At 64.8% G+C, this 20,025-nt stretch carries 20 protein-coding genes and 1 pseudogene; 10 read left to right on the top strand and 11 right to left on the bottom strand.

Annotated features, from left to right (window positions below; genetic code table 11):
* A partial coding sequence (locus tag WBV89_RS19750; RefSeq protein ID WP_423983035.1) for a nuclear transport factor 2 family protein occupies window positions 1-233 on the top strand: 233 nt, incomplete at its 5' end.
* A gap of 42 nt (window positions 234-275) precedes the next feature.
* Here WBV89_RS19750 and WBV89_RS19745 read toward each other — a convergent pair.
* From WBV89_RS19745 to WBV89_RS19735, 3 genes are all read right to left on the bottom strand, one after another.
* Window positions 276-491 (bottom strand): dodecin family protein, encoded by a 216-nt coding sequence (locus tag WBV89_RS19745; protein WP_423983033.1) that lies wholly within the window; start codon window positions 489-491, stop codon window positions 276-278.
* Between the two features lie 31 nt (window positions 492-522).
* The gene (locus tag WBV89_RS19740) at window positions 523-1,362 is read right to left on the bottom strand and encodes a lysophospholipid acyltransferase family protein (RefSeq protein WP_423983032.1); all 840 of its coding nucleotides are present in this window, start codon (window positions 1,360-1,362) and stop codon (window positions 523-525) included.
* A 120-nt stretch (window positions 1,363-1,482) separates the two neighbouring features.
* Window positions 1,483-1,623 carry a hypothetical protein gene (locus tag WBV89_RS19735; RefSeq protein WP_423983031.1) on the bottom strand — a complete coding sequence of 47 codons (141 nt, stop codon included), beginning with the start codon at window positions 1,621-1,623 and terminating at the stop codon, window positions 1,483-1,485.
* Here WBV89_RS19735 and WBV89_RS19730 point away from each other — a divergent pair.
* From WBV89_RS19730 to WBV89_RS19710, 5 genes and pseudogenes are all read left to right on the top strand, one after another.
* On the top strand, window positions 1,604-1,909 hold the full coding sequence (locus WBV89_RS19730; RefSeq protein ID WP_423983030.1) for a putative quinol monooxygenase: 306 nt from the start codon (window positions 1,604-1,606) through the stop codon (window positions 1,907-1,909). The genes WBV89_RS19735 and WBV89_RS19730 overlap by 20 nt on opposite strands.
* Window positions 1,910-2,038: 129 nt before the next feature.
* Complete coding sequence (locus WBV89_RS19725; RefSeq protein WP_423983029.1) at window positions 2,039-4,399, top strand: peroxidase family protein; 2,361 nt, start codon at window positions 2,039-2,041, stop codon at window positions 4,397-4,399.
* A gap of 4 nt (window positions 4,400-4,403) precedes the next feature.
* Window positions 4,404-5,969 (top strand): lipoxygenase family protein, encoded by a 1,566-nt coding sequence (locus WBV89_RS19720; protein WP_423983028.1) that lies wholly within the window; start codon window positions 4,404-4,406, stop codon window positions 5,967-5,969.
* A gap of 214 nt (window positions 5,970-6,183) precedes the next feature.
* On the top strand, window positions 6,184-6,441 hold the full coding sequence (locus tag WBV89_RS19715; protein ID WP_423983026.1) for a hypothetical protein: 258 nt from the start codon (window positions 6,184-6,186) through the stop codon (window positions 6,439-6,441).
* Between the two features lie 78 nt (window positions 6,442-6,519).
* A pseudogene (locus tag WBV89_RS19710) lies at window positions 6,520-6,804 on the top strand (toll/interleukin-1 receptor domain-containing protein); the annotation flags it as partial.
* Here the strand turns inward: WBV89_RS19710 and WBV89_RS19705 are convergent.
* Window positions 6,694-7,578 (bottom strand): hypothetical protein, encoded by an 885-nt coding sequence (locus WBV89_RS19705; protein ID WP_423983039.1) that lies wholly within the window; start codon window positions 7,576-7,578, stop codon window positions 6,694-6,696. The pseudogene WBV89_RS19710 and the gene WBV89_RS19705 sit on opposite strands and share 111 nt — an antisense overlap.
* A gap of 109 nt (window positions 7,579-7,687) precedes the next feature.
* Here WBV89_RS19705 and WBV89_RS19700 point away from each other — a divergent pair, with 109 nt between their 5' ends.
* Complete coding sequence (locus WBV89_RS19700) at window positions 7,688-8,440, top strand: WD40 repeat domain-containing protein (RefSeq protein ID WP_423983038.1); 753 nt, start codon at window positions 7,688-7,690, stop codon at window positions 8,438-8,440.
* A gap of 66 nt (window positions 8,441-8,506) precedes the next feature.
* On the opposite strand, the gene WBV89_RS19695 is transcribed toward WBV89_RS19700, so the two are convergent.
* Window positions 8,507-10,357, bottom strand: a complete 1,851-nt coding sequence (locus WBV89_RS19695; protein WP_423983025.1) for a D-alanyl-D-alanine carboxypeptidase family protein — start codon at window positions 10,355-10,357, stop codon at window positions 8,507-8,509.
* Between the two features lie 273 nt (window positions 10,358-10,630).
* Between WBV89_RS19695 and WBV89_RS19690 the strand changes: the two genes are divergently transcribed.
* The 3 genes from WBV89_RS19690 (at window position 10,631) to WBV89_RS19680 (ending at window position 13,957) form a co-directional block, all read left to right on the top strand.
* Window positions 10,631-10,927: a DUF4231 domain-containing protein gene (locus WBV89_RS19690; protein ID WP_423983024.1), complete on the top strand. Its 297-nt coding sequence runs from the start codon at window positions 10,631-10,633 to the stop codon at window positions 10,925-10,927.
* Complete coding sequence (locus WBV89_RS19685; RefSeq protein ID WP_423983023.1) at window positions 10,928-11,134, top strand: hypothetical protein; 207 nt, start codon at window positions 10,928-10,930, stop codon at window positions 11,132-11,134.
* Window positions 11,135-11,782: 648 nt separating this feature from the next.
* Window positions 11,783-13,957 (top strand): glutamine synthetase III, encoded by a 2,175-nt coding sequence (locus WBV89_RS19680; RefSeq protein WP_423983022.1) that lies wholly within the window; start codon window positions 11,783-11,785, stop codon window positions 13,955-13,957.
* A 56-nt stretch (window positions 13,958-14,013) separates the two neighbouring features.
* Here WBV89_RS19680 and WBV89_RS19675 read toward each other — a convergent pair whose 3' ends face one another.
* The 6 genes from WBV89_RS19675 to WBV89_RS19650 form a co-directional block, all read right to left on the bottom strand.
* Window positions 14,014-15,066: a potassium channel family protein gene (locus WBV89_RS19675; protein ID WP_423983021.1), complete on the bottom strand. Its 1,053-nt coding sequence runs from the start codon at window positions 15,064-15,066 to the stop codon at window positions 14,014-14,016.
* Between the two features lie 319 nt (window positions 15,067-15,385).
* Window positions 15,386-16,042, bottom strand: a complete 657-nt coding sequence (locus WBV89_RS19670; RefSeq protein WP_423983020.1) for an HAD family hydrolase — start codon at window positions 16,040-16,042, stop codon at window positions 15,386-15,388.
* 359 nt (window positions 16,043-16,401) lie between these two features.
* Entirely contained in the window at window positions 16,402-17,076 is a 675-nt protein-coding gene (locus WBV89_RS19665) for a hypothetical protein (protein ID WP_423983037.1), read from the bottom strand.
* Entirely contained in the window at window positions 16,989-17,666 is a 678-nt protein-coding gene (locus WBV89_RS19660; protein WP_423983036.1) for a tyrosine-type recombinase/integrase, read from the bottom strand. The genes WBV89_RS19665 and WBV89_RS19660 overlap by 88 nt, the downstream gene beginning before the upstream one ends.
* Window positions 17,667-17,774: 108 nt before the next feature.
* The gene (locus WBV89_RS19655) at window positions 17,775-19,037 is read right to left on the bottom strand and encodes an amidohydrolase family protein (RefSeq protein ID WP_423983019.1); all 1,263 of its coding nucleotides are present in this window, start codon (window positions 19,035-19,037) and stop codon (window positions 17,775-17,777) included.
* A gap of 446 nt (window positions 19,038-19,483) precedes the next feature.
* A partial coding sequence (locus WBV89_RS19650) for a response regulator transcription factor (protein ID WP_423983018.1) occupies window positions 19,484-20,025 on the bottom strand: 542 nt, incomplete at its 5' end.

The following is a 20,025-nucleotide window of genomic DNA, read 5'->3' as shown; positions in this document are numbered from 1 at the left end:
GCGCAACCCATCACCAGATCACGAACCAGGAGGTCGAGATCGACGGCGATCGGGCCCATCTGCGCAGCTATGTCCAGGCCACGCACGAGAACGCCGGCGATCCCGACGAGCTGATCGTTCTGTGGGGGATCTACGACGATCGACTGATCCGCACCGACGCCGGCTGGCAGATCACACATCACCATCTCGAACGCCTGATCGCGCCGAGGTCGATCCGGTCCGAACGGCCGTGACACGACGGCCGGACGGACGGCGCGTCGTCCGCCCGACCGGGCTCAGTCCGCGGCGCTCTTGTAGCTGAGGTTCAGCTTGGTGCGGAACGCGATGATGTCGCCGTCCTCGATGAGGACGTCCATCATGACGACCTCGGCGACCCGCAGGTCCTGATAGGTGCGTGAGGCTTCGCGGACCGCATTGCGCGCCGCGTCCTCCCACGAGTCGCTGCTCGAACCGATCAGCTCGACCACTCGGTACACGCTTGCTTCGGACATCTCGCTCTCCTTCTGGTTGATTCGTCTGTTGTCAGCCGTCGCTCGGCCGGAACCTCGTCGAGATCGAGATCCTCGTCTCGAACTCGACGTCTCCGGTCGGGGACACGCGGCACCGGAGTTCGCTCACCTCACCCACGCGGGCGTCGTCGTAGTGCGTGCAGCCGTCGAACACCGCTCGTTCTGCGGCGTGACGCCAGCTCAGCCCGCGAGCTACGTGGCGGGTGACCCGGTAGACGCTCTCGCTCCCTCCCCGGATCAGCGGCGGCTCGTCCGACGCGAAGTCCGGCGACCGTTCCTGATCGGTCATGGCCGCGATCGAGGCCATCACGTCGTCGAGCATCCGCTGGCGGCGCTTCCGACTCCCGCCATACCGATAGTTGGTCGGATGGATCGGCTCGCCGAAGCGGATCGTGACCGGCTGCTGGAACGGTTTCGGCAGCGACGAACCGATCGGTTGGACGTGTTCGGTGCCGACGATGCCGACCGGGATGATCGGCGCGTCGGTCATCACCGCGAGGTGCGCGACACCGGAGTGGCCGCGGTGGAGGAAGCCGTCACGCGAGCGCGTCCCCTCCGGATAGATGCCGACGAGTCGTCCGTCGTCGAGAAGCGACGCGGCGGTGTGCAGCGCGGCCATCGATGCCCGCTTGACATCACGTTTGATCGGCACCATGCCGATCGCCGGAAAGAGAAACTTGGTCGAGCGGCTGTCCATGTATTCGGCCTTGCCGAGGAAGACGACCGGACGCGGTGTCATCGCCATCACCAGCGGCGAGTCGAAGAACGATCGATGATTCGGGCTGATGATGGCCGGACCATCGGCCGGGATGTTGTCGAATCCCTCGACTCGGGCGCGGTAGAGGGTGCGCATGACCGGACGAGCGATCCATCGTGCGGGGCGAGACAGCGTGCCGACTCGCGGTGCATCGTCGGTCCCCACAGCACGCTCACGAAGCGCCTGGAATCGTGCACTCGAACGAGATTCGATGTCTCAGTGTCGCAGATGCTCGCCGACGTCGAGCGACCCGACGGGCCGATTGCAACCCGAGATCAGGAGGCCGAGCACATCGCTCCACCTCGGGCCGAGCACGTCATCGAAGTAGTTTGGGGCGATGGCAAAGTCGTCACTCATCGCAAAGCTCACGTGTGCCGAGGGGAAGAACAGCGAGTTCGAAGCTGCTCTGGAGGCGTTGATCGAAGCGAGCAACGAAGAAGCGGGCCTCGAGGTCTACTCCGCACATCGCGATGCCGACAACGTCTACTGGTTCTTCGAGATCTACGCCGACGATGACGCCGTTGCGGCCCACGGCACGGGCGACGGGATGCGCAAGGCGATGGCTGCCTCGGGCGGGTTCCTCGCCGGTCCACCCGAGATCCACCGTCTCACTCCGGTCGTCGCCAAGGGCCTCGCCATCTGATCGCGGTGCCCTCCCGGATGGCTTACTGTGGGTGGCCTCGGATCGGTACGTCGACAATCCAGTGATCTCGCCGCTCGTGGCGACCCGATCATCGACGACACGTTCGGGCAACGATCTGCGGGAGGCATCATGGGCACGGACGACACGACCGCCGGGTGGGAGGGCGCCCGCGACGAGGCGAATCGACTGATCGAGCAACGCGACTTCGCGGGCGCCGTGACGCTGCTCGACGAGATCGCGAGCGACGACCCGAGCGGCGAGAGCCACGCGTTGGCCGGCCTCGCCCAGTACCACGCGGAACGCTACGGCGACGCGGCGGAACACTACGCGCGAGCGCTGGAGGCGGCCGGTGATCGGTCGAACTGGAGGCTGATGGAGGCATTGAGCAGGGCGAACGCAACCGCCGAGATCGACGTGGCGGTACCGCCCGTTCGGTACTTCGACCGCGAGCACCTGTTGAGTCCGCCCGAGTCACCGCGGCTCCCGACTCCACCGGCGCAGCGACCGCAGCTTGCGATCTGGCGCCGGGTTCGAAACGTCATCGGCCATGTCCTCGGCAGCGTGGGCGGTGTCGCGTTCGAATTCCTGACCCGAACGTTCGGCAAGCAGTACCGCGGAGAGGTGTGGACCAACTGGTACCGCAAGCGTGTGTACACGGGCGTCCTGACGCTGGCGTACATGCGCGAGAAGCTCAACCGGGACAATCTGATGTCGACGTATCCCCCTGGGACGAGGATCGGATTCCTGCCCGACGGTCTCGACCGACCCGAAGGCGTGACGCACTACCGCACCGCGGACGGCAGCTGGAACAATCTCGACGACCCGAAGGAAGGTGCCGCGGGAACGCGGTTCCCGCGCAACGTCGACAACACCGCGATCAGGCCGGCCGATGACACGGAATTGATGTCGCCGAACCCCCGCGAGGTCAGTCGCAGGCTCTTGACGAGGGGCGCGGAGATGGAGCAGGTGCCGTTCCTGAACATGCTGGCCGCGTCATGGATCCAGTTCCAGAATCATGACTGGATCACACACGGGGAGAACCTCGAGCGCGACATCGTCGAGATTCCCTTGGCCGAGGACGATCCGGCGCGCATCGAGTTCCGCCAATCGAAGATGTTCGTCGGCCGCACCCAACCCGACCCGACACGGATGGGATCGGGCGAGGAGACACCGGTGACGTTCATCAACGAGGTGACGCACTGGTGGGACGGCTCCCAGATCTACGGCAGTGACCAGGCGACCCAGGACCGACTGCGGAGCGGCGTCGACGGCAAACTCCGCCTCGACGACGACGCGACGCTGCCGCTCGGAGCGAACGGCGTCGAGGACAGCGGGATGGTGCGCAACTGGTGGGTCGGCCTCTCGATGCTGCACACCCTGTTCGCCCGCGAACACAACGCGATCTGTGACCACCTGAAGCAGCACCACCCGGAATGGGACGACGGCCAACTGTTCAATGTCGCCAGACTGGTCAATGCGGCAGTGATGGCCAAGATCCACTCGATCGAGTGGACACCGGCGATCCTGCCCAACGAGAGCCTCGTACTCGGTCTCAACTCGAACTGGTTCGGCCTGCTCACCTACAAGTTTCGCAAGGCAGCGGGCCGCAAGACGGTCGCGACGTACAACGTCGAGAATCCCGAGATGGGCGGCCTGGTCGGCAATCGGATCAACAAACACGGTCAACCGTTCGGGCTCACCGAGGAGTTCGTCGAGGTCTATCGGTTGCATTCGCTGCTCCCCGAAGCACTCGATCTGAAGGATCGCGACACCGGCGAAGCGATCGAGACGCTTCCGTTCCCGGCCGGTCGACAGGCCGGATCGCGGAAGGTCACCGAACGGGTCGGAATGGCGAACTTGTTCTATTCGTTCGGCAACCAGCACCCGGGCAGCCTCGCCCTGAACAACTACCCGCGTTTCATGCAGGAGCTCAGCGTTCCGGGCAACCCGATGTTCGACCTGGGTGCGGTCGACATCCTGCGCGCACGAGAGCGGGGCGTTCCCCGCTACAACGAGTTCCGACGCCAGCTCGGGCTCAACCCGATCAGCACATTCGACGAGCTGACCCCGGACAAGGCGGCGGTCGCCAGGATCGAGGAGGTCTACGGGGACGACGTCGAGTCGCTCGACCTGCTCGTCGGCACCCTCGCCGAGGGTCATCGACCGCACGGCTTCGGTTTCGGTGAAACCATGTTCCAGATCTTCATCCTCAACGCCAGTCGACGTCTGCAGGCGGACCGCTTCTTCACCGACGACTACCGGGAGGAGGTGTACTCGAAGCAGGGCCTGCAGTGGGTCGACGATTCCAGCTTCAAGAACGTGATCCTGCGCCACTACCCGGAGCTCGAATCGACTGGTCTCGGCAACGTCAAGAACGCGTTCGAGCCGTGGGACACCGCGGCCACGCTCGACCCTCAGCGCCACCCGCTGCGGGGATTCGACCCGGATCTCGGACGGGACCCCTGGACCGGCGACTCCTCGCGCCGATGACCCGATGCTGGCCCGACTGAGATTCGCCGTGTACAGGTGGATCCTCGGCAGGGTCACCGCACGGGGATTCCGTGACCACCAGGTCCTGCCCATCGAGGTTCCCGGGCCGGAACGCATCGACGTCGAACCCGTGGCACCGGAACTCGCACGGCTGTTCACACCGCTCAACTTCCCCCGCACCGAGCACGCGAAGTCTCGTGCCAAGGCCATCCGCTTCCGGGCGAAGCTCCGACCGATCGTGTCCAGAATTCCCACCGCCCGGTCCGGGCCGATCGCCACCGACCATGCCGGTCTGCTCGACCAGATCTATCCCGCGCGCTATCGGAAGATCTGGCCACACCCTCCCCGGACCCCGCCCGAACTCGAAGCGGACGACGTGCTCGCGGCACTGGCCGTCAGCGGACCGTTCGCCATGTACCTCCAGAGCGGATCCACGCTCGACGATCTCGCCGGTCTGACCACCGTCGTCGCTCCGGGCGATCTCGTGATCGACATGCGCTTCTTCGATGCATACGACCCCAAGCCCGACCTCGTCGCGCCCGGCGGCCTCGCCGTGTTCGCGGTCGATGCCGACCAGCTCCGGACCCGCGGCATCGTGTACGCAGGCCGGATGCACGAGGCCGGCGAGGTGTCGTTCGAGCGAGCGAAACGCGCGTTCCTCTGCGCTCTGAACACACATCTGACGACGATCGTTCACAACGTCACCATTCACCTCGCGTACGTCACGCCGATGGCGGTGGCGTCGACGAACGAGCTCGATCCCGACCATCCGATTCGGCGGCTGCTTCATCCGTCGCTCCACACCACGCTCATCGGAAATCACGAGCTCGCGCAGTTCCAGGTCGTCGGGGAACGAAGCTTCGCGACAACCCTGTTCAGTCACGAGTATCCGACGCTCGTCAGCATGATCAACGCGCACCTCGACGACTTCCGCATCTCGTCACTCGATCCGGATGTCGCGTTCGAACACCGTGGACTCGGCGGTGCGACGATCGCCCTGCCGTGGTGGGACGACGCGATGGCCCTGTGGAGAATCAACCTCGCCTACACCGAGCGCTACGTGGCTCACTACTACCCCGACGACGCTGCGGTCGCCGACGATCGACAGCTCGACCGTTGGAGGAAGGCGTTGGATCGCCTCCTGCCCAGCGGTCTGGACGACGAGGCCACCTACCCCTGCGCCGGGAGGCCGCTCGATCGGAGAAGCCTGGTCCGAATCTGCGCCACGTTCCTCCACACGTCCTCGGCGACCCACGACGTCGTCAACAACGCGGTGTGGGACTACTCGACGCTCAACGACGCGATTCCGACAGTCGTACCGGAATCGCTCGAACCCCAGGATGTGCGCCTGTCGTTCGACCTGCTGAACACGATCATCGGGACGTGGAAGCCGTACAACATGCTCCTCGACGGCTTTTCGATCCTGGCGCTCGACGACCAGGGTCGCCAGATCATGGACGACTATGTCGGAGCACTCGAAGCACGACAGAGTTCGATGACCGTGAACGCCGCCACCCATCAGGCGGGACGGATCTATCCGGGCGCGCTCAACGTGTCGGTCAGCAACTGACGTCCCGAATCAGACGCTCGTCAGGCCGGAGATCACCGACCGATGGGGTGTTCAACGCTCTCGAACCCAGCAGTACGTCGAGCGTCACCGAGCGCATCCGCCCACTCATCCACGCAACAACGGGTGAATCCAACCCGATATTTTCTGGCTATGTGTTGCGCCCTTTTTACCGTGGCATCAACGCGATTCGCCACCAACGGAACAGGGGAGCCGTATGTCAGCCGAAGCCGTGAACCCACTCACTCGCCTCGACAAGCTGGCGAACTGGTCGCTGATCCTCTCCGGTCTGTCGTTCTTCTGTGGACTCTTCACCATGATCCCCGCCTTCATTCTCGCCGGCCAGGCGAAGAAGGGCGCTGCCGAACTGGGTACGACGTCGAGCGATCAGAAGATCCAGATCGCGCGCATCGTTGCCATCGTCGGACTTGCGTTCTGGATCATCCTCGTCATTGCGGCCGTCGTAGCCGGTTGAGGATCGATGCACGACCCGAAATGGGGCGGCGCCTTGCGCGGTCTTGACGCGGTTCCGGCGTAAAGGAGAGACAGAGACATGGAGGAATCTCCCGAGACGGTGACGATCTTCGTTTCCTATGCGCACGAGGACGACGTCGAGCGAGAAGTCCTCACCGGTCATCTTTCCCAGATTCCAGGGGTCGATGTCTGGGACGATCGAGCAATCCCACCAGGATCTCAGTGGGATGACCTGATCACCGAACGGCTCGAATCAGCGGACATCATTCTTCTGCTGATCAGCAGACAATTCCTCACCTCCAAGTACGTCGAGGAGATCGAGCTCGCGAGGGCGCACGCACGCCACGATGCGGGTTCGGCGATTGTCATACCCGTGTTGGTCAGGATGTGCATCTTGACGCCGAAGCTCGGCAAGTTCCAGGCGTTGCCCTCCGATGACAAGCTCCCGGATGACAAGATCTGGTTGACCTCTGATGCGTGGACGCTCGACCAGGCCTGCTATCGCGTGGCCAAGGGTGTCATGAGCGAAGTCGACAGGCTTCGGGAGACGCGGGGGTTGCTGCGACAACGGCGACGGGAGAACGAGGAGAGCTACCGGAAGAAGGTCGCGAAGTTCATTGCCGACGACGGTGAGATCTCCGACATCGAGCGGGACACGCTCGAAGAGCTCCGCGAACAGCTCGAGCTTTCGAGTGAGGATGCGGACCGAATCGAGCAGGGGGAACTCTGGCCGATCAAGGAGAAGCGACAGAACCTCGCCAAGTACGAAAAGACGCTGCGGCGCGAGATCCAGAAGAGCTATCCGTTCAGCCGGGCGGCAGAGCATGACCTCACGCGGCGACAGGAAGACCTGCTCCTGACCGACAGCGAAGTCGACGCCATCGAGAAGCGGGTCATCGACGAATGGAAGGCCGGTGTTCTCGACGAGGCCCGCGCGAAGCAGATCGAGCGCGAAGCGGCTGCAGCGGAGCACGAGCGAGCCGCGGCCGAAGAAGCCGAACGCATCACCGCCGAGAAAGCTGCGACCGAAGAAGCCGAACGCATCAGCGCCGAGAAAGCCGAGCAACGTGTCGCTGCCGAGCGAGCCCGCGTTCCCGGAGGCCTCGGAGACGTTCGGCTGGGGCGGCGGTTCGATCATGGATCACCGGTGGCTCGGGTTGCCTCCAGTGCCGACAGATCGTGGATCGCCAGGTGTCGGTGCCGACCAACGCGTCGCCATCTGGTCGGTCAACTCCGACCAGCCGATCATGAGCTGGACGATTCCGTCGCCTGCCCTCGATATCAGCATGGACGCCGACGGTTCGCAGGTGGCCGTGGCAGCAGCCGGCTGTGCCTGGGTCTATGCGACGAACTCGGGCGAGACACGCGCGGTTCTGGTACCGGACAAGGAGAAGAAGTCGGCGGTCACCGCCCTCGCCTTCACACGCTCCGGAGGAACTCTGGTTGCCGGGAACTCGAACGGCACGGTCCAGGCATGGCGTTCTCACAATTGGGATGGCGTGAGCGTCCTCAAGTCGCTCCGGGGTACCGGTGCGATCACACGAATTCAGTTCCCCCTCAACGGCGATGCTGCGTTCCTGGCCAGTCCGGGTCGACTTTCATGGTGGGACGTTGCGACGGACGTGCATCGACCGATCGTGCTGGATGATGGTTCCGGTGAAGTCAGCGACTTCGCGGTCTCGGCCGATGGGCGTCTCGTCGCAGTTGGCACCTCGAGTGGAGCGCTGTTGCTGGTCGATGTGGCGAGTGGTGCCGGTGTCCGCCAGACCGCGATCCCCGGATCGATCGCGGCGTGTGACATCGCGCCGGACGGTGCCACGATCGTCGTGAGCGGTTCGGACGGGCAGCTTCGGGAATGGACCAGCGACGGGGAGTTGCACGCCGCCGGCCTTCCCGTGGACCGGGTGACCTCGATCCGCTTCGTTTCTGCGGCCGCCAACCTGCTCACCGCCGGCGGGGACGGCATGGTTCATTTCTGGGTTGGGCCCGCAGATGCATGACTGACCCGGGACACCATCGCTCGCTCGGCGTGTGTGACGGTCACGACGCGGAAACCGGAGGCCCGCTCAGGTGGCGCCCCCGTACCACGTGACCCCGGCGTGTGGGGTCTCGCCCTGCCAGGCGTTGATCGCGGTCACTCGCTTCTGCGCCGCCGCTCCGCCCCCCAGGCCCAAGCCCTTCGCGATGGCGATCACTCCGTCGCCCGACCGCACGGTGTAGCTGCGGATGCCGTCGAGCGACGGCGGAAGGCGCACGATGTCGCCGGGTGTCCAGATGCAGTCGAGGTCGACGCCGTTGTACTCGGCAATGGCCTCGGCGGCCGCGACGCGGAGGGACCACGCCGCGTCGGTGATTCCGAGGCACCGTCCGACGACCGCGATGAATCCGTCGGAATCGCCCACTCCCATCGTGTACACGCCCGCCACCGGGTGTCCGTCGGCCGCGGGCTGTCCCGACGGCTGCGGCTTCGCCGGTGATCCGGAAGCCGTCGTCGATCCGTCGCCGCCGTCGAGCGCCGCCTTCGCGGCAGCAGCGGCCTCACTGGCGTATGCGTCGGTGTGCCATGTGTGGGACCCGTTGGGATCCCAGCCGGGTCCGGACCCGTCGTGGCCGACCTCCGAACCGCGCCACGGGAACCACGGCTTGCCGAACCGGACGGAGTCCTCGTACATGAAGAGCGCCACGGCGGCATTGACGTCGAGGTCGAGCAGATCGGTGTCGGTGGTGACGCCGAGTCCTGCTCGAAGGTCGTCATATCCCTTCGACTGGAGATTCTTCCAGTTGATCTGCCACATCCCGCGGTCGCTGGTCCGTGGGTTGACCGCGTCGGCCCGCCACCGCGACTCACGGCCGGCGATCATCGTGATGACCACCACGTCGTCGCCGCGGAAGCCCGCTCGATGCGCCGCCGCCGCAGCGGCCATCGCGCCGTGCTGCGGGCCGCCGGTTTGCTTCTTCGCCGGTGACCTCGTCGCTGAGGCCCTCGTGACCGGTGTCTTCTTGGCAATCTTCTTGGCGGACGCCTTCGTCGCCGATGAGTTCGTGGCTGGCGGTGGGGTGGCGTTCTCCTGCGGGCGTTGCGCGTCGGGGAGCAATCCCAACGCGGACCAGGTCTTCGGCCCGACCAACCCGTCGACCGTCAGCTTCTTCGCTGCCTGGAACTCGCGCAACGCGCGCTCGGTGGCCGGACCGAAGTCACCGTCGATTCCTGCGGCGAAGCCGGCGCGCGTGAGCGCCCACTGCACGGCCTCGACGCTCGGTCCGCGCGAGCCCTTACTGAGCAGCCCTCCGAACGGCAGTTGGCGATAGAAGGCCTCACGGCGCGTGGGGTCGGACGGTACGGCCGGTTGGAGACGGATCGCACCGTTCCTCTCCATCTGGAGCACGGCGCCGGGGACGTCGTCACCGGGAAAGTACGGCCAGTGCCAGGCCTCGGATTTCACCGAGTTCCAGAACCCGAACTCCGGACCGTGCGCCGCGAGCCACGCGAGGGTGGAGGTGCCGACGGATTCGAGCTGGCCTCCGGCGCTGCGCTGTGCGAGATCGGCGGTCACCCCGAGACCATGCTTCGACGTCCCGGGTGAAGCGGCCATCGCGACGCCGGGCTTCTGCCAGTACGTCGTGCCGTTCCACTTCTTCGTCTTGCGGCCGGCGATCGGCTTCTTGCTGTACCGCTGGGTGAACAATTGCACCTGTTGGTCATAGCTCCGGAAGGTTCCCGTCGCATCGAGACGGATGCCGTCGGCCGCTGCGGCGGTCACCATGGCACGACACGCCCGCGCGGCAGGTTCGACCATCGTGAAGTTGCGGATGCCACACGGCAACAGCAGCTCCTTGGGAATCTTCCCGTTTCCGTAGGATCGCACCGCCTGCGGCAGATTGACCTTGCTCTCGGACTGGAATGGCAGTCTGGTCATCTCGGTTCCCCGTCCCCTCGACCTCCTGAATGGTAGACCTCAGCCGCATCGGGCCGGGACGGGTTTCACGCTCGAGACCATCCGACCGAGCGACCGTGTGCGAGCGTCGTGGCCCCGGCCATCGACCGAACGGCTACTCTCGTTGCTCACCACGCCGACCGTGGCGCGCATGGCAGGGTCAACACCTTCCCGGAAAACGGAGCTGATGATGGGGCGACCCCCGTGCGAACGAGAACGAACTCCGACCGGGTCCGCCGACCGCGGGTCGGGGCGATGAACACGATGCCACCTCCTGCCGCGAACGACGCCGCTGCCTCGTTGTCGGCGTCCATCGAGGCCCTCGGACTGCCCGCTCGACAGACGGCCTACTTGAAGGGTCGTTGGCTCGACCAACTGGAATGGTTCGAGGCCAAGGCCGGGAGCAACCAACGCACCCATCGCCGTCTTCGGATAGCGGCGCTGGTCGGCGGGGTCGTGGGTGTCGCAGTCGCGCTCGAGGGGTTCCTCCGTCCAGGCGACCGCTGGCTCCAGTACCGGCAGACGGCGGAGCTGTTACGCACCGAGTGGTGATTGTACGCGTCGCCCGCCGGCGAGTACGCCGGCTTCGCGACGGCGGCCGAGGCGCACCAACACTTCGTGAATCGGGTCGAGAAGATCGTCAGTCAGGACGTCGCCGGGTTCGTTGCCCTCGTCGCCCCCACCAGTGAGGTACCCAACGCGGACGTGCCGCGCTCCGACATCGCTCGCGACGAGGAGCCCGACCAGGACGTGTCCTGAGGTCGCGCGACGACATCACGACGCGGCGTTCGACCCAGGAGACCGTTCCGGAAGCGGCGATGCCGGTGTCGGCCTCGCGCAAGGTCGACAGGACCGGGGCGATCAGTTTCGCGTCGGTGCGCTACCAGGCGGGATCTGGCTGGCCGGCGAGACCGTCGAGGCGGTGTGCGATGGCGGGCGACGCGCCGAGCTTGGCGGCAGCGCTCGATCGGGCGCAGGACATGAACGTGTGGACACCCGATGATGTGTCGCTTCCGCGAGATCGCCGAGGACTACCGCGCCGGGCCGATGCTCCATCTCGCTGCGATGACCGGTATGCGTCGTGGCGAGATCGTCGCGCTCCGGTCCGATGCGGTCGACCTTGCTCGATCGACGGTCAACGTGCGAGACAGCGCGAAGATCTCTTCACGGTCGTCTCCTTGGTCCGGCGGCTCAGCCCGGCGGCGACATCGCACGGAATGCGGCCGAAATGACGCGGTTCGTCAACCGCTCGTGAACGCCGCAAGAACAGACCGAGATCCAAGCTCGCGCGGACAAAGCGCCGTATACGTTCGCCGACTTCGAGCTGTCGAATGCTGGGCTGGGCCTCTCGAAACCGAGCAACTTCGAAACGGCCGCGCCCAGTGCGACCAAGACAAAGGAGCGAACATGAGTGGCAACGAAGTCCGCCAACAGGCGATCAACGAGGTGACGAGCAGGCCTCCGACCCACACGACGACCGGTGGTCCCCTCAGCGAAATCTGGGCGTGCGACGTCTTCAGTCTCGTCACGATGGAGGAATGCCTCTCCAAGCATGCCTTCAAGGAGATGAAGAAGACCGTGCAGACGGGTGCTCCGCTCGATCCTGCGACGGCCGATGTCGTCGCCGCGGCAATGAAGGACTGGGCGTTGAGCAAGGGCGTCAAGTTCTTCTCGCACATCTTCTACCCGATGACCAACATCACCGCTGAGAAACACGACGGCTTCATTGTCACGAACTCCGACGGGAACGCGATCACCGAGTTCACCGGCAGCTTGCTGATCAAGGGTGAGCCGGATGGTTCGTCGTTCCCCAACGGCAGCCTGCGAATGACGAACGCCGCTCGCGGCTACACCGCATGGGATCCCACCAGCCCGGCATACGTGATGCACACTGCCAACGGTGCGACGCTGATGATTCCCAGCGTCTTCTTCTCGTGGACGGGCGAAGCGCTCGACAAGAAGATCCCGCTCCTGCGCTCGAACGCGGCGATGGACAAGGCCGCCCAGCGCGTGCTCCGGTTGATGGGTGAGACCGAGATCGAGACGCTGAACTCGAGTTGTGGCGCTGAGCAGGAGTACTTCCTCATCGACGCCCACTTTGCGAACAGCCGGCCCGACCTGCTGCTTGCCGGCCGCACACTGTTCGGGGCACCTTCTCCGAAGGGCCAGGAATTCGACGACCACTACTTCGGTGCGATCCCGGAGCGCGTCCAGGTGTTCATGCAGGACTTCGAGGACAAGCTCTTCCGTCTCGGCATCCCCGCCAAGACGCACCACAACGAAGTCGCCCCTGGCCAGTTCGAGCTGGCGCCGTACTTCGAGGCCGCCAACGTCGCCGCCGATCATCAGCAGTTGATGATGACGATCATGAAGTCCACGGCCAAAGCGCACGGCTTCGTCTGCCTGCTGCACGAGAAGCCGTTCGCCGGGATCAACGGTTCAGGGAAACATGTCAACTGGTCGGTCGGCAACTCGACGCAGGGCAACCTGCTCGATCCGGGCAGCACGCCGCACGACAATCTCAACTTCTTGTTGTTCTGTGGCGCGGTCATCCGGGGTGTCCACGAGTACGGCCCCCTGTTACGCGCCGTCATCGCATCGGCCGCCAACGATCACCGTCTCGGCGCGAACGAGGCGCCTCCCGCCATCTTGTCGGTGTACCTCGGCGATCAACTCGAAGCGGTGTTCAACGACATCAGGGAGGGCAACGTTTCAATCTCCAGTGACGGTGGCGTGATGGACCTCGGGCTCTCACAGATCCTGCCGTTCACCCGGGATCCCGGCGACCGCAACCGCACATCACCATTTGCGTTCACCGGCAACCGGTTCGAGTTCCGCGCCGTTGGTTCGTCGCAGTCGGTCTCAGGCCCGCTCGTCGCGATGAACACGATGCTCGCCGACTCGCTCGGCTGGATCGCCGACAAGCTCGAGGCGCAACTCGCCGGCGGGGCGAGCCAGCTCGAAGCGGTGGCGACCGTCCTCAAGGAACTGATGGAACTGCACGGCAACGTCGTGTTCGGCGGCGACGGCTACTCCTCGGAATGGCACACCGCCGCCGTCGAGGAGCGTGGACTGCGCAACATCCCGACGACCGCCGACGCGTTGCCGGCCTTCCTCGAACCGGGAGTGATCGATCTGTTCGAGCGAACCGGCGTGTTGTCGCCGGTCGAACTCGAGAGCCGGTACGAGGTCTATGCCGAGCAGTACATCATGTCGATAGCCGTCGAGGCCAAGACGACGTCCGAGCTCGCCAAGACGGTGCTCTACCCAGCGGCGATGACATACCTCGCATCGCTCACCTCGACGATCAGCACTGCAGCGGCGATCGGCGTCGAGCTCGAAACGTCGGGGGTCAAGGTCATCGCCGGCGAAGCGAACTCGCTGTTGACTGCGGTCGCCGAACTCGATGGTGCGATGGGTGCCGACGAGTTCTCATCGACCGAGGAGCACATGAAGTACTGCGCAGCGACGATTCGGCCCCTGATGGACAGCGTGCGCAGCCACGCCGATGCCCTCGAAGCCGAGGTCGGCGACGAGTACTGGCCGCTGCCGAAGTATCGGGAGATGCTCTTCATCAGGTGAGTTCGAGGTCGTCCGCCGCGCCCCGGTTCGCGGCGCGTCGTTGACGACCGATCCCGCTACGTCGTCGTCGTCAAACCGCGATAGGTCGTCGTCTTGGGCGACCGGCGGGCAGGTGGACGTGTCGCGAAGTGGGGGATGTCGTCGTTGTACCCGAGGACTACCACGACATCGCCGATCGACAGGGTCGTCGTCTGCGGCGGATGCATGATGGTCGTCCCGTCGACACCGCGAATCCCCACGATCAGATAGCCGTGGGCTCCGCTGACCTCGATCTCGGCGAGCGTCTTGAGCGCCAGTGGCGAACTGCCCTCGATGAGGAATTCGTCGAAGCGCAGGCCGATGTGGTCGAGGTCCGGTCCACCCTCCGATCGGGTCGTCAACTGATCGAGCAACTGGTCCGCAGTCGGGCGCAGGATCAGCTGCGACATCTTTGCGGCGCCGATCGTGGTCGTCATCACCACGGTGTCGGCTCCACAGTTGCGGAGTTTGCTCTCGGTTCGGCGGTCCTCACCGCGCGCGATGATCGTCAGATCAGGGTTCATCTCACGCGCGGTGAGCGTGACGAAAACGTTGGCCGCATCGTCGGACAGCACCGTGGCAAGCACCGCCGCCCGGCGGATCCCCGCCCGTTCGAGCACGTCTTCCTCCGTGGCATCGCCGTGGATGACGAGGATGCCGTCATCCTCGTCGGCCAACGGGGACGCGCCGCCGAGTGTGTCGATGGCGACGAATGGTTGCCCTGCAGCCTGCAGTTCGCGCGCCAGCGTCGTCCCCATCCGGCCATACCCGCAGATGATCGTGTGTCCGTCGAGCTGATCGATGTCTCTGGTCATACGTCTTGCCCCCAAGGCTCTGTTCAGTTCTCCATCGACGACGAGCTGGATGAAGCCACCAACGGTGTAGATCACCGCGCCGTAACCGGCGACGATCAACGTGACCGTCAACCCGCGCAACGGCCACGATGTGATCGGCTGGACCTCGCCGTACCCGACCGCGAACACGGTGATGACGACCATGTACAGCGCATCTCCGAGCGTCCAGCCGGCAACGACGTACCCGGTCGTCGCAAGGGCGCCGACGGCGACGAGGACCGCGACACCAGCGATCATCTTGCGAATTGGTGCCGAGAATGCCGTCGTTTCGATAACGGGATGATGTCGGCACAACGTTGCGTCAGCGTTTCGCATCGGTTGCGAGTCCGAGACCGCCTCGTGTCGGTTGACAGCTCACGGAATCGAATCAGACTCAGACTCAGCGGAGTAGGAGTCCGCCGCACAGACCCTCGACTGAACAGGCTGACGCTGGATCGGCGACCGGCCGCGACGGACGCTTTGGACCAGCGCATGTCGACACCGCCCTTCGCCAACACAACCCGTCCGAGTACGGCACGACTGTGCTCGGCCACGCGCTGCAGAATGCCGGGATGGCTCAGCGTTCGATGAGCTCGCGAAGCGTTGCGATCGCGTCCGTCGGGTCGGCGACCAGAACGGTGCTCAAGCCCACTTCTGCGGCGGCATCCACGTTCGCTTGCATGTCGTCGAGGAATGCAGCCTGCGCCGGTGACACGCCGAGCAACTCGCATGCGTGGTTGAACATCCGATGCTCCGGTTTGCGCATACCAACTTCGCACGAGTCGATGACGGCGTCGACGAGCTGATCCCAGTCAGCCGTATCACGCCATGCGCCAAGGGCCCGAACGTTGTTGGTGAGGATTGCTGTCGCTACCCCTTGGGCACGGAGGTCGCCGAGCAATTCCATCATTTCCGGTCGAACAACGAGCACCTGGCTCAGAATCAGATCCACCGGTAGTGGCGGGAACCCGTCGTGGCCTCGTTCTCGCGCCATCGTCACGACGGCTTGCTCGTAGGCCGCAACCTCGATCTCACCTCGCTCAAGTCGATGCCACGGGTGATCACCGTCGCCGTAGTCGCCATACCCAACGGCGATCGAGGCGAACTCGGCCATCTCGAAGCCGGAGCTGGACGCCACGGCTGCCATCACTCTGAATGGGTCGTTGCAGATCACCCCACCGAAGTCGAAGAACACCGCAGCAATCGGCGGCTGAGCTTTTTCATCTGTCTTCATGACGCCCCTCGTTGAGGCAGCCAACGTACATCGTCAACCTCCGCCTCGTCGGCTCGGACCGGGCCCGCCGCAGCGGGGGTCCATGAGCGCATATTCGTGCCCTCGTGCGGACTTGCAACCCGCTCGTAGCGGCACGTATCGGACGGCGAAACCCGATCAGATCGTGCAGCGTGCCATCGGCATCGGCGGAGCTGCTCTCCGCTGCCGGACCCTGAGCGGGTGAACTGCGTCGCTGGGCGAACGTTCTCCGCCCGATGGACGAACACCGTGACGCCGGTACCGCCTCACCGCCGTCGTCACGCCACGGCTTGAGAATGAGTATCCCGGTCGAATCGCATACCTCGGTTCAACGGTGCAGGTCAGCGAATGTCCCAGGTGGGCTCGGGATTCTCCCACTGTGTTGCCGGAACGGTCGAAAGAACGCTGCGGGACGAGGCGTCGAGCAGCGCTCGCAGCCGGGCGGTTTCGGTGCGGGTGAACCGCGATGCAGTTCTGAACACGACCACGGCCGCACGTCGAGCTGCATCATCGAAGGGCATGGCGAGCGCCCACGGTTGAACACCCTTCGACGGCAACCGCTTCACCCATTCACGCTCGTGAACCGCAACGCCTTGCGCGAGCGCACGACCTGCAGCGCTGTCGGGGGATGCGACTCGTGAGTCGACCACACAGGAAACGTCGGCTCGTACGAGTTCACCCGCACACCACGCGATCAAGTCATCGGTCACCGTGTGGGCCGTGGCAACCTGGGTGATGTATCGCATGCTGCGTGTGACGGGGTCTTCGAGTTCGTGCACCGAGAGCGGTCGGATCTCGATCAGTTGACATCCGGCTTTCTCGACGACGTGCGCGATCGTCGGCACGTCGATCGCAATGGTTGCGTGTACGAAGAGATCGTCGATGCGAACGTCGCCGTCGAGGTTGTGGCAGTCGATCTCGATGATGTTCACAGCGAATTCGCCGAGTGCGACGAGCACTCGACCGATGTGGCCGGGGTCGTCAGCAACCTCGACTCGAAGGCGGTACAGGTCCATGCGGTTGGTTCTCCGTTCGATGCGTTCGGTGACACCACCAACGATGGGGACGCGACGTCAACGATGGGTTGCCGATCCGTTACGTCTGAATGCACATCTCGACACGAGCGTGTGAATGCGTGGAATCGCTCAGACAAATGCGCGCGTAGACGAGCGTCATCCGCAACGTTGTGACCCAGCATCGCAGCGATTGCCTCCAGGCTCATCCCGCGGTTGATCGCCTGAGTCTCCAACCTGTGGCGGAGCTGGTGCGGGTGGACGCGGCCGATCCCGGCGGCCTTCGCGACCCGCCGAACCATGCGTGCGACCATGTGGCGGTCGAGGCGCCGGCCGTCGAACACCACGAGCCGATCCAGGTCATCGGACCGGTTCGATTGGTGGTGGTCGAGTCGTTCGACGAGCTGCGGATGGAGGGGGACGTAGCTGTCGTTGTGCAGTTTGCCGATCGGCACACGCAGCCAGTGCCGGCCGTTCATGAACACGACTGCGTCGGCGGTCAGTTCGCAGAACTCGCCGACTCGCAGCGCGGTGCGGGCGAGCATCTCGACCACCCACCGTCGGAGCGGATCTTGGTCGGCGGCGGCGCGCATCAAGTTCGCGGCGTCCGGGTCTGACAAGAATTTGGGAAGCGGATCGTCGGGTGTGGGGAGGTCGCCGTTGAAGATGCTGCACGTGGAGGATCCCGACGAGACCGGCGTTCAGAGGGTGTTCTTGTGGGCGACGCCGTTCTTCACGATGACGCGGATGGTGCTCTCGTAGTCGTCGAAGAAGCTCAGGTCCTTGGTGGGGTCGCCGTCAACGAGGAGGAAGTCGGCCCATGCGCCGGGCTCGACGACACCGAGTGGGGCGTCGATGTAGGGGTCGCGCTCGCCACACATTCGAAACAATTCGGCGTTGGTCGAGGTGGCCATCCGGACGGCCTCGACGGGTTCCATGAACTCCGAGAGGCGGGCGAACATGGTGATCTGATGGGTTTCCTTGTCCGGCTCGAGCAGGATGTCGGTACCGAACGCCGTGTTCACTCCATACTTCTTCGACCACTCGTACAGGTTCTCGGTGCCTGAACTCACATGCTCGTGCTTGGCCTGAGTGCGCGGGTCGGCGAAGTGGTGGTCGTGCACCACGAACGGCTGTGTGCTGAGCCAAACGTTCTTGTCCTTCATGTATTTCACGGTGTCCTCGTCGGCGAGGTGGCCGTGCTCGATCGAGCGAACACCCGCATCGATCGCTCGATGAATTCCCTCGACGTTGTAGACGTGCGCGAGCACGTATGTGCCCCAATCGTGGGCCGCGTTCACTGCTGCACGGATCTCGTCGATCGTGAACTGCAGCGAGTCGAGCGAGTCGTACGCCGAGGTGACACCGCCACCGGCCATGATCTTGACCTGCGTGGCGCCCTTCTTGAGCTGCTCACGCGCACCAGCGAGGACCCGGTCGGGTCCGTCGGCCACGAGTGTCATACCGACCGATTCACCGCGCGACGGCGCCCCACCGAGCGCGGTCGCGACGTCATAGCTCATCGAGAAATCACCGTGACCGGCCGTCTGGGAGATCATCGCCCCGCTCGGATAGATCCGCGGGCCCGGAATCGTTCCCTGATCGATTGCCTGCTTGATCCCGAACACCGGGCCACCCGCATCGCGCACCGTGGTGAACCCGCGCATCAGCGTGCGATGTGCCGCAGCGACGGTGTTCGCGTAGATCCACCCGATGTCACCCTGGATCATCGCCGGCAGCGAATGGCACATCCCCATCACATGGCAGTGCGCATCGGTGAGACCCGGCATCAGCACCCGGCCCTCACCATCGATCACCTCGACACCATCAGCAAAGGCCGGCAACGTGTCGGTGATCTCACCGATCCTGTTCCCCGAGACGACGACGTTGCCCTCGACGAGATCGTCGTTCACGCCATCAAAGACCTTGACGTTCTTCACCACCATCGTCGCGGAATCGCTCATGGGACTCGAGGATACGAGCGCCCGCTCCGGGCGCGTCACCTCGACGCGACCACGACCGGTACCGTTCCTGCGACCCCGTCCGCGACGTCCCGGCGACGTGTCGGAAGTAGACGCTGAGCACCAATGCGCCAATCACCGCAAACACTGCAGCGAGGAACGCTCCTCGGCCGCAGCGCGCCAGTGATTCGGCGCACCCGACCCTTCTATGTTTGTCAAGCGGCGATTTTGGTCCCGGGAACGCGACGAACCCGGCGGACTGGCCGCCGGGTTCGCGTTTGTGTCGGGTGTGATGACTAGATCAGGCAAAGACGCGGCGCATTCCGTTTCCTTTCGGTCTGAACGGCCCGTTGCCGTTTCGATGTGGTCATCTTGCGCCTGTGGCGAATCTGGCACATCGGTGCCGACTACGCAGCTAAGCGGACCGACTACGCAGCTAAGCGGACCGACTACGCATTCCTGAGGGCGGCGAACTCGGCCAGGCTGACGCGGTCGTGCACCCCCGTGCGCGTGAACAAGCTCGCGATGTGATGTTCCACGGTCCTCACCGACAAGAACAGCTCGTCGGCGATCTCGCGGTTGGTCTTGCGTTGCGCGATCAACAACAGCACCTCGACTTCGCGCCCGGTAATGCCGAGGGCTCGCAAACCTGGGGGCACCGGCGCCTGACCGCGCCGGCGGCGGGGTACGGGCTCACCGGCCTGACCAAGCAGCGATCGGCAATCGCGGGCGACGCGTTCCAGGCCACGGTCGAAGAACGACGCCTCCAGCTCGCGCAGCCACGGCACCGGTTCCCCCCAGCCGTCGCGCAACGCCGCCTGCGTCACGAGCAGGCGCGCGATCTGCACCGTGCCCCAGGTGCGCGTCGGTGCGGGGAGCGCCTCGGCGTGGCGTTCGTAGATCTCGGCCGCGCCAGCTCCGTCTCCTTGCCTGCCGGCGGCGACCGCTGTCGACCATGCATGGAGGTCGCGCAGCAACGGGACCTTGGCGA

The organism is Ilumatobacter sp. (assembly GCF_049588435.1).
Taxonomy (GTDB): Bacteria; Actinomycetota; Acidimicrobiia; order Acidimicrobiales; family Ilumatobacteraceae; genus Ilumatobacter_A.
Note: the sequence above shows the minus strand (reverse complement) of the source record. Positions and strands in the feature narration are given on the sequence as shown.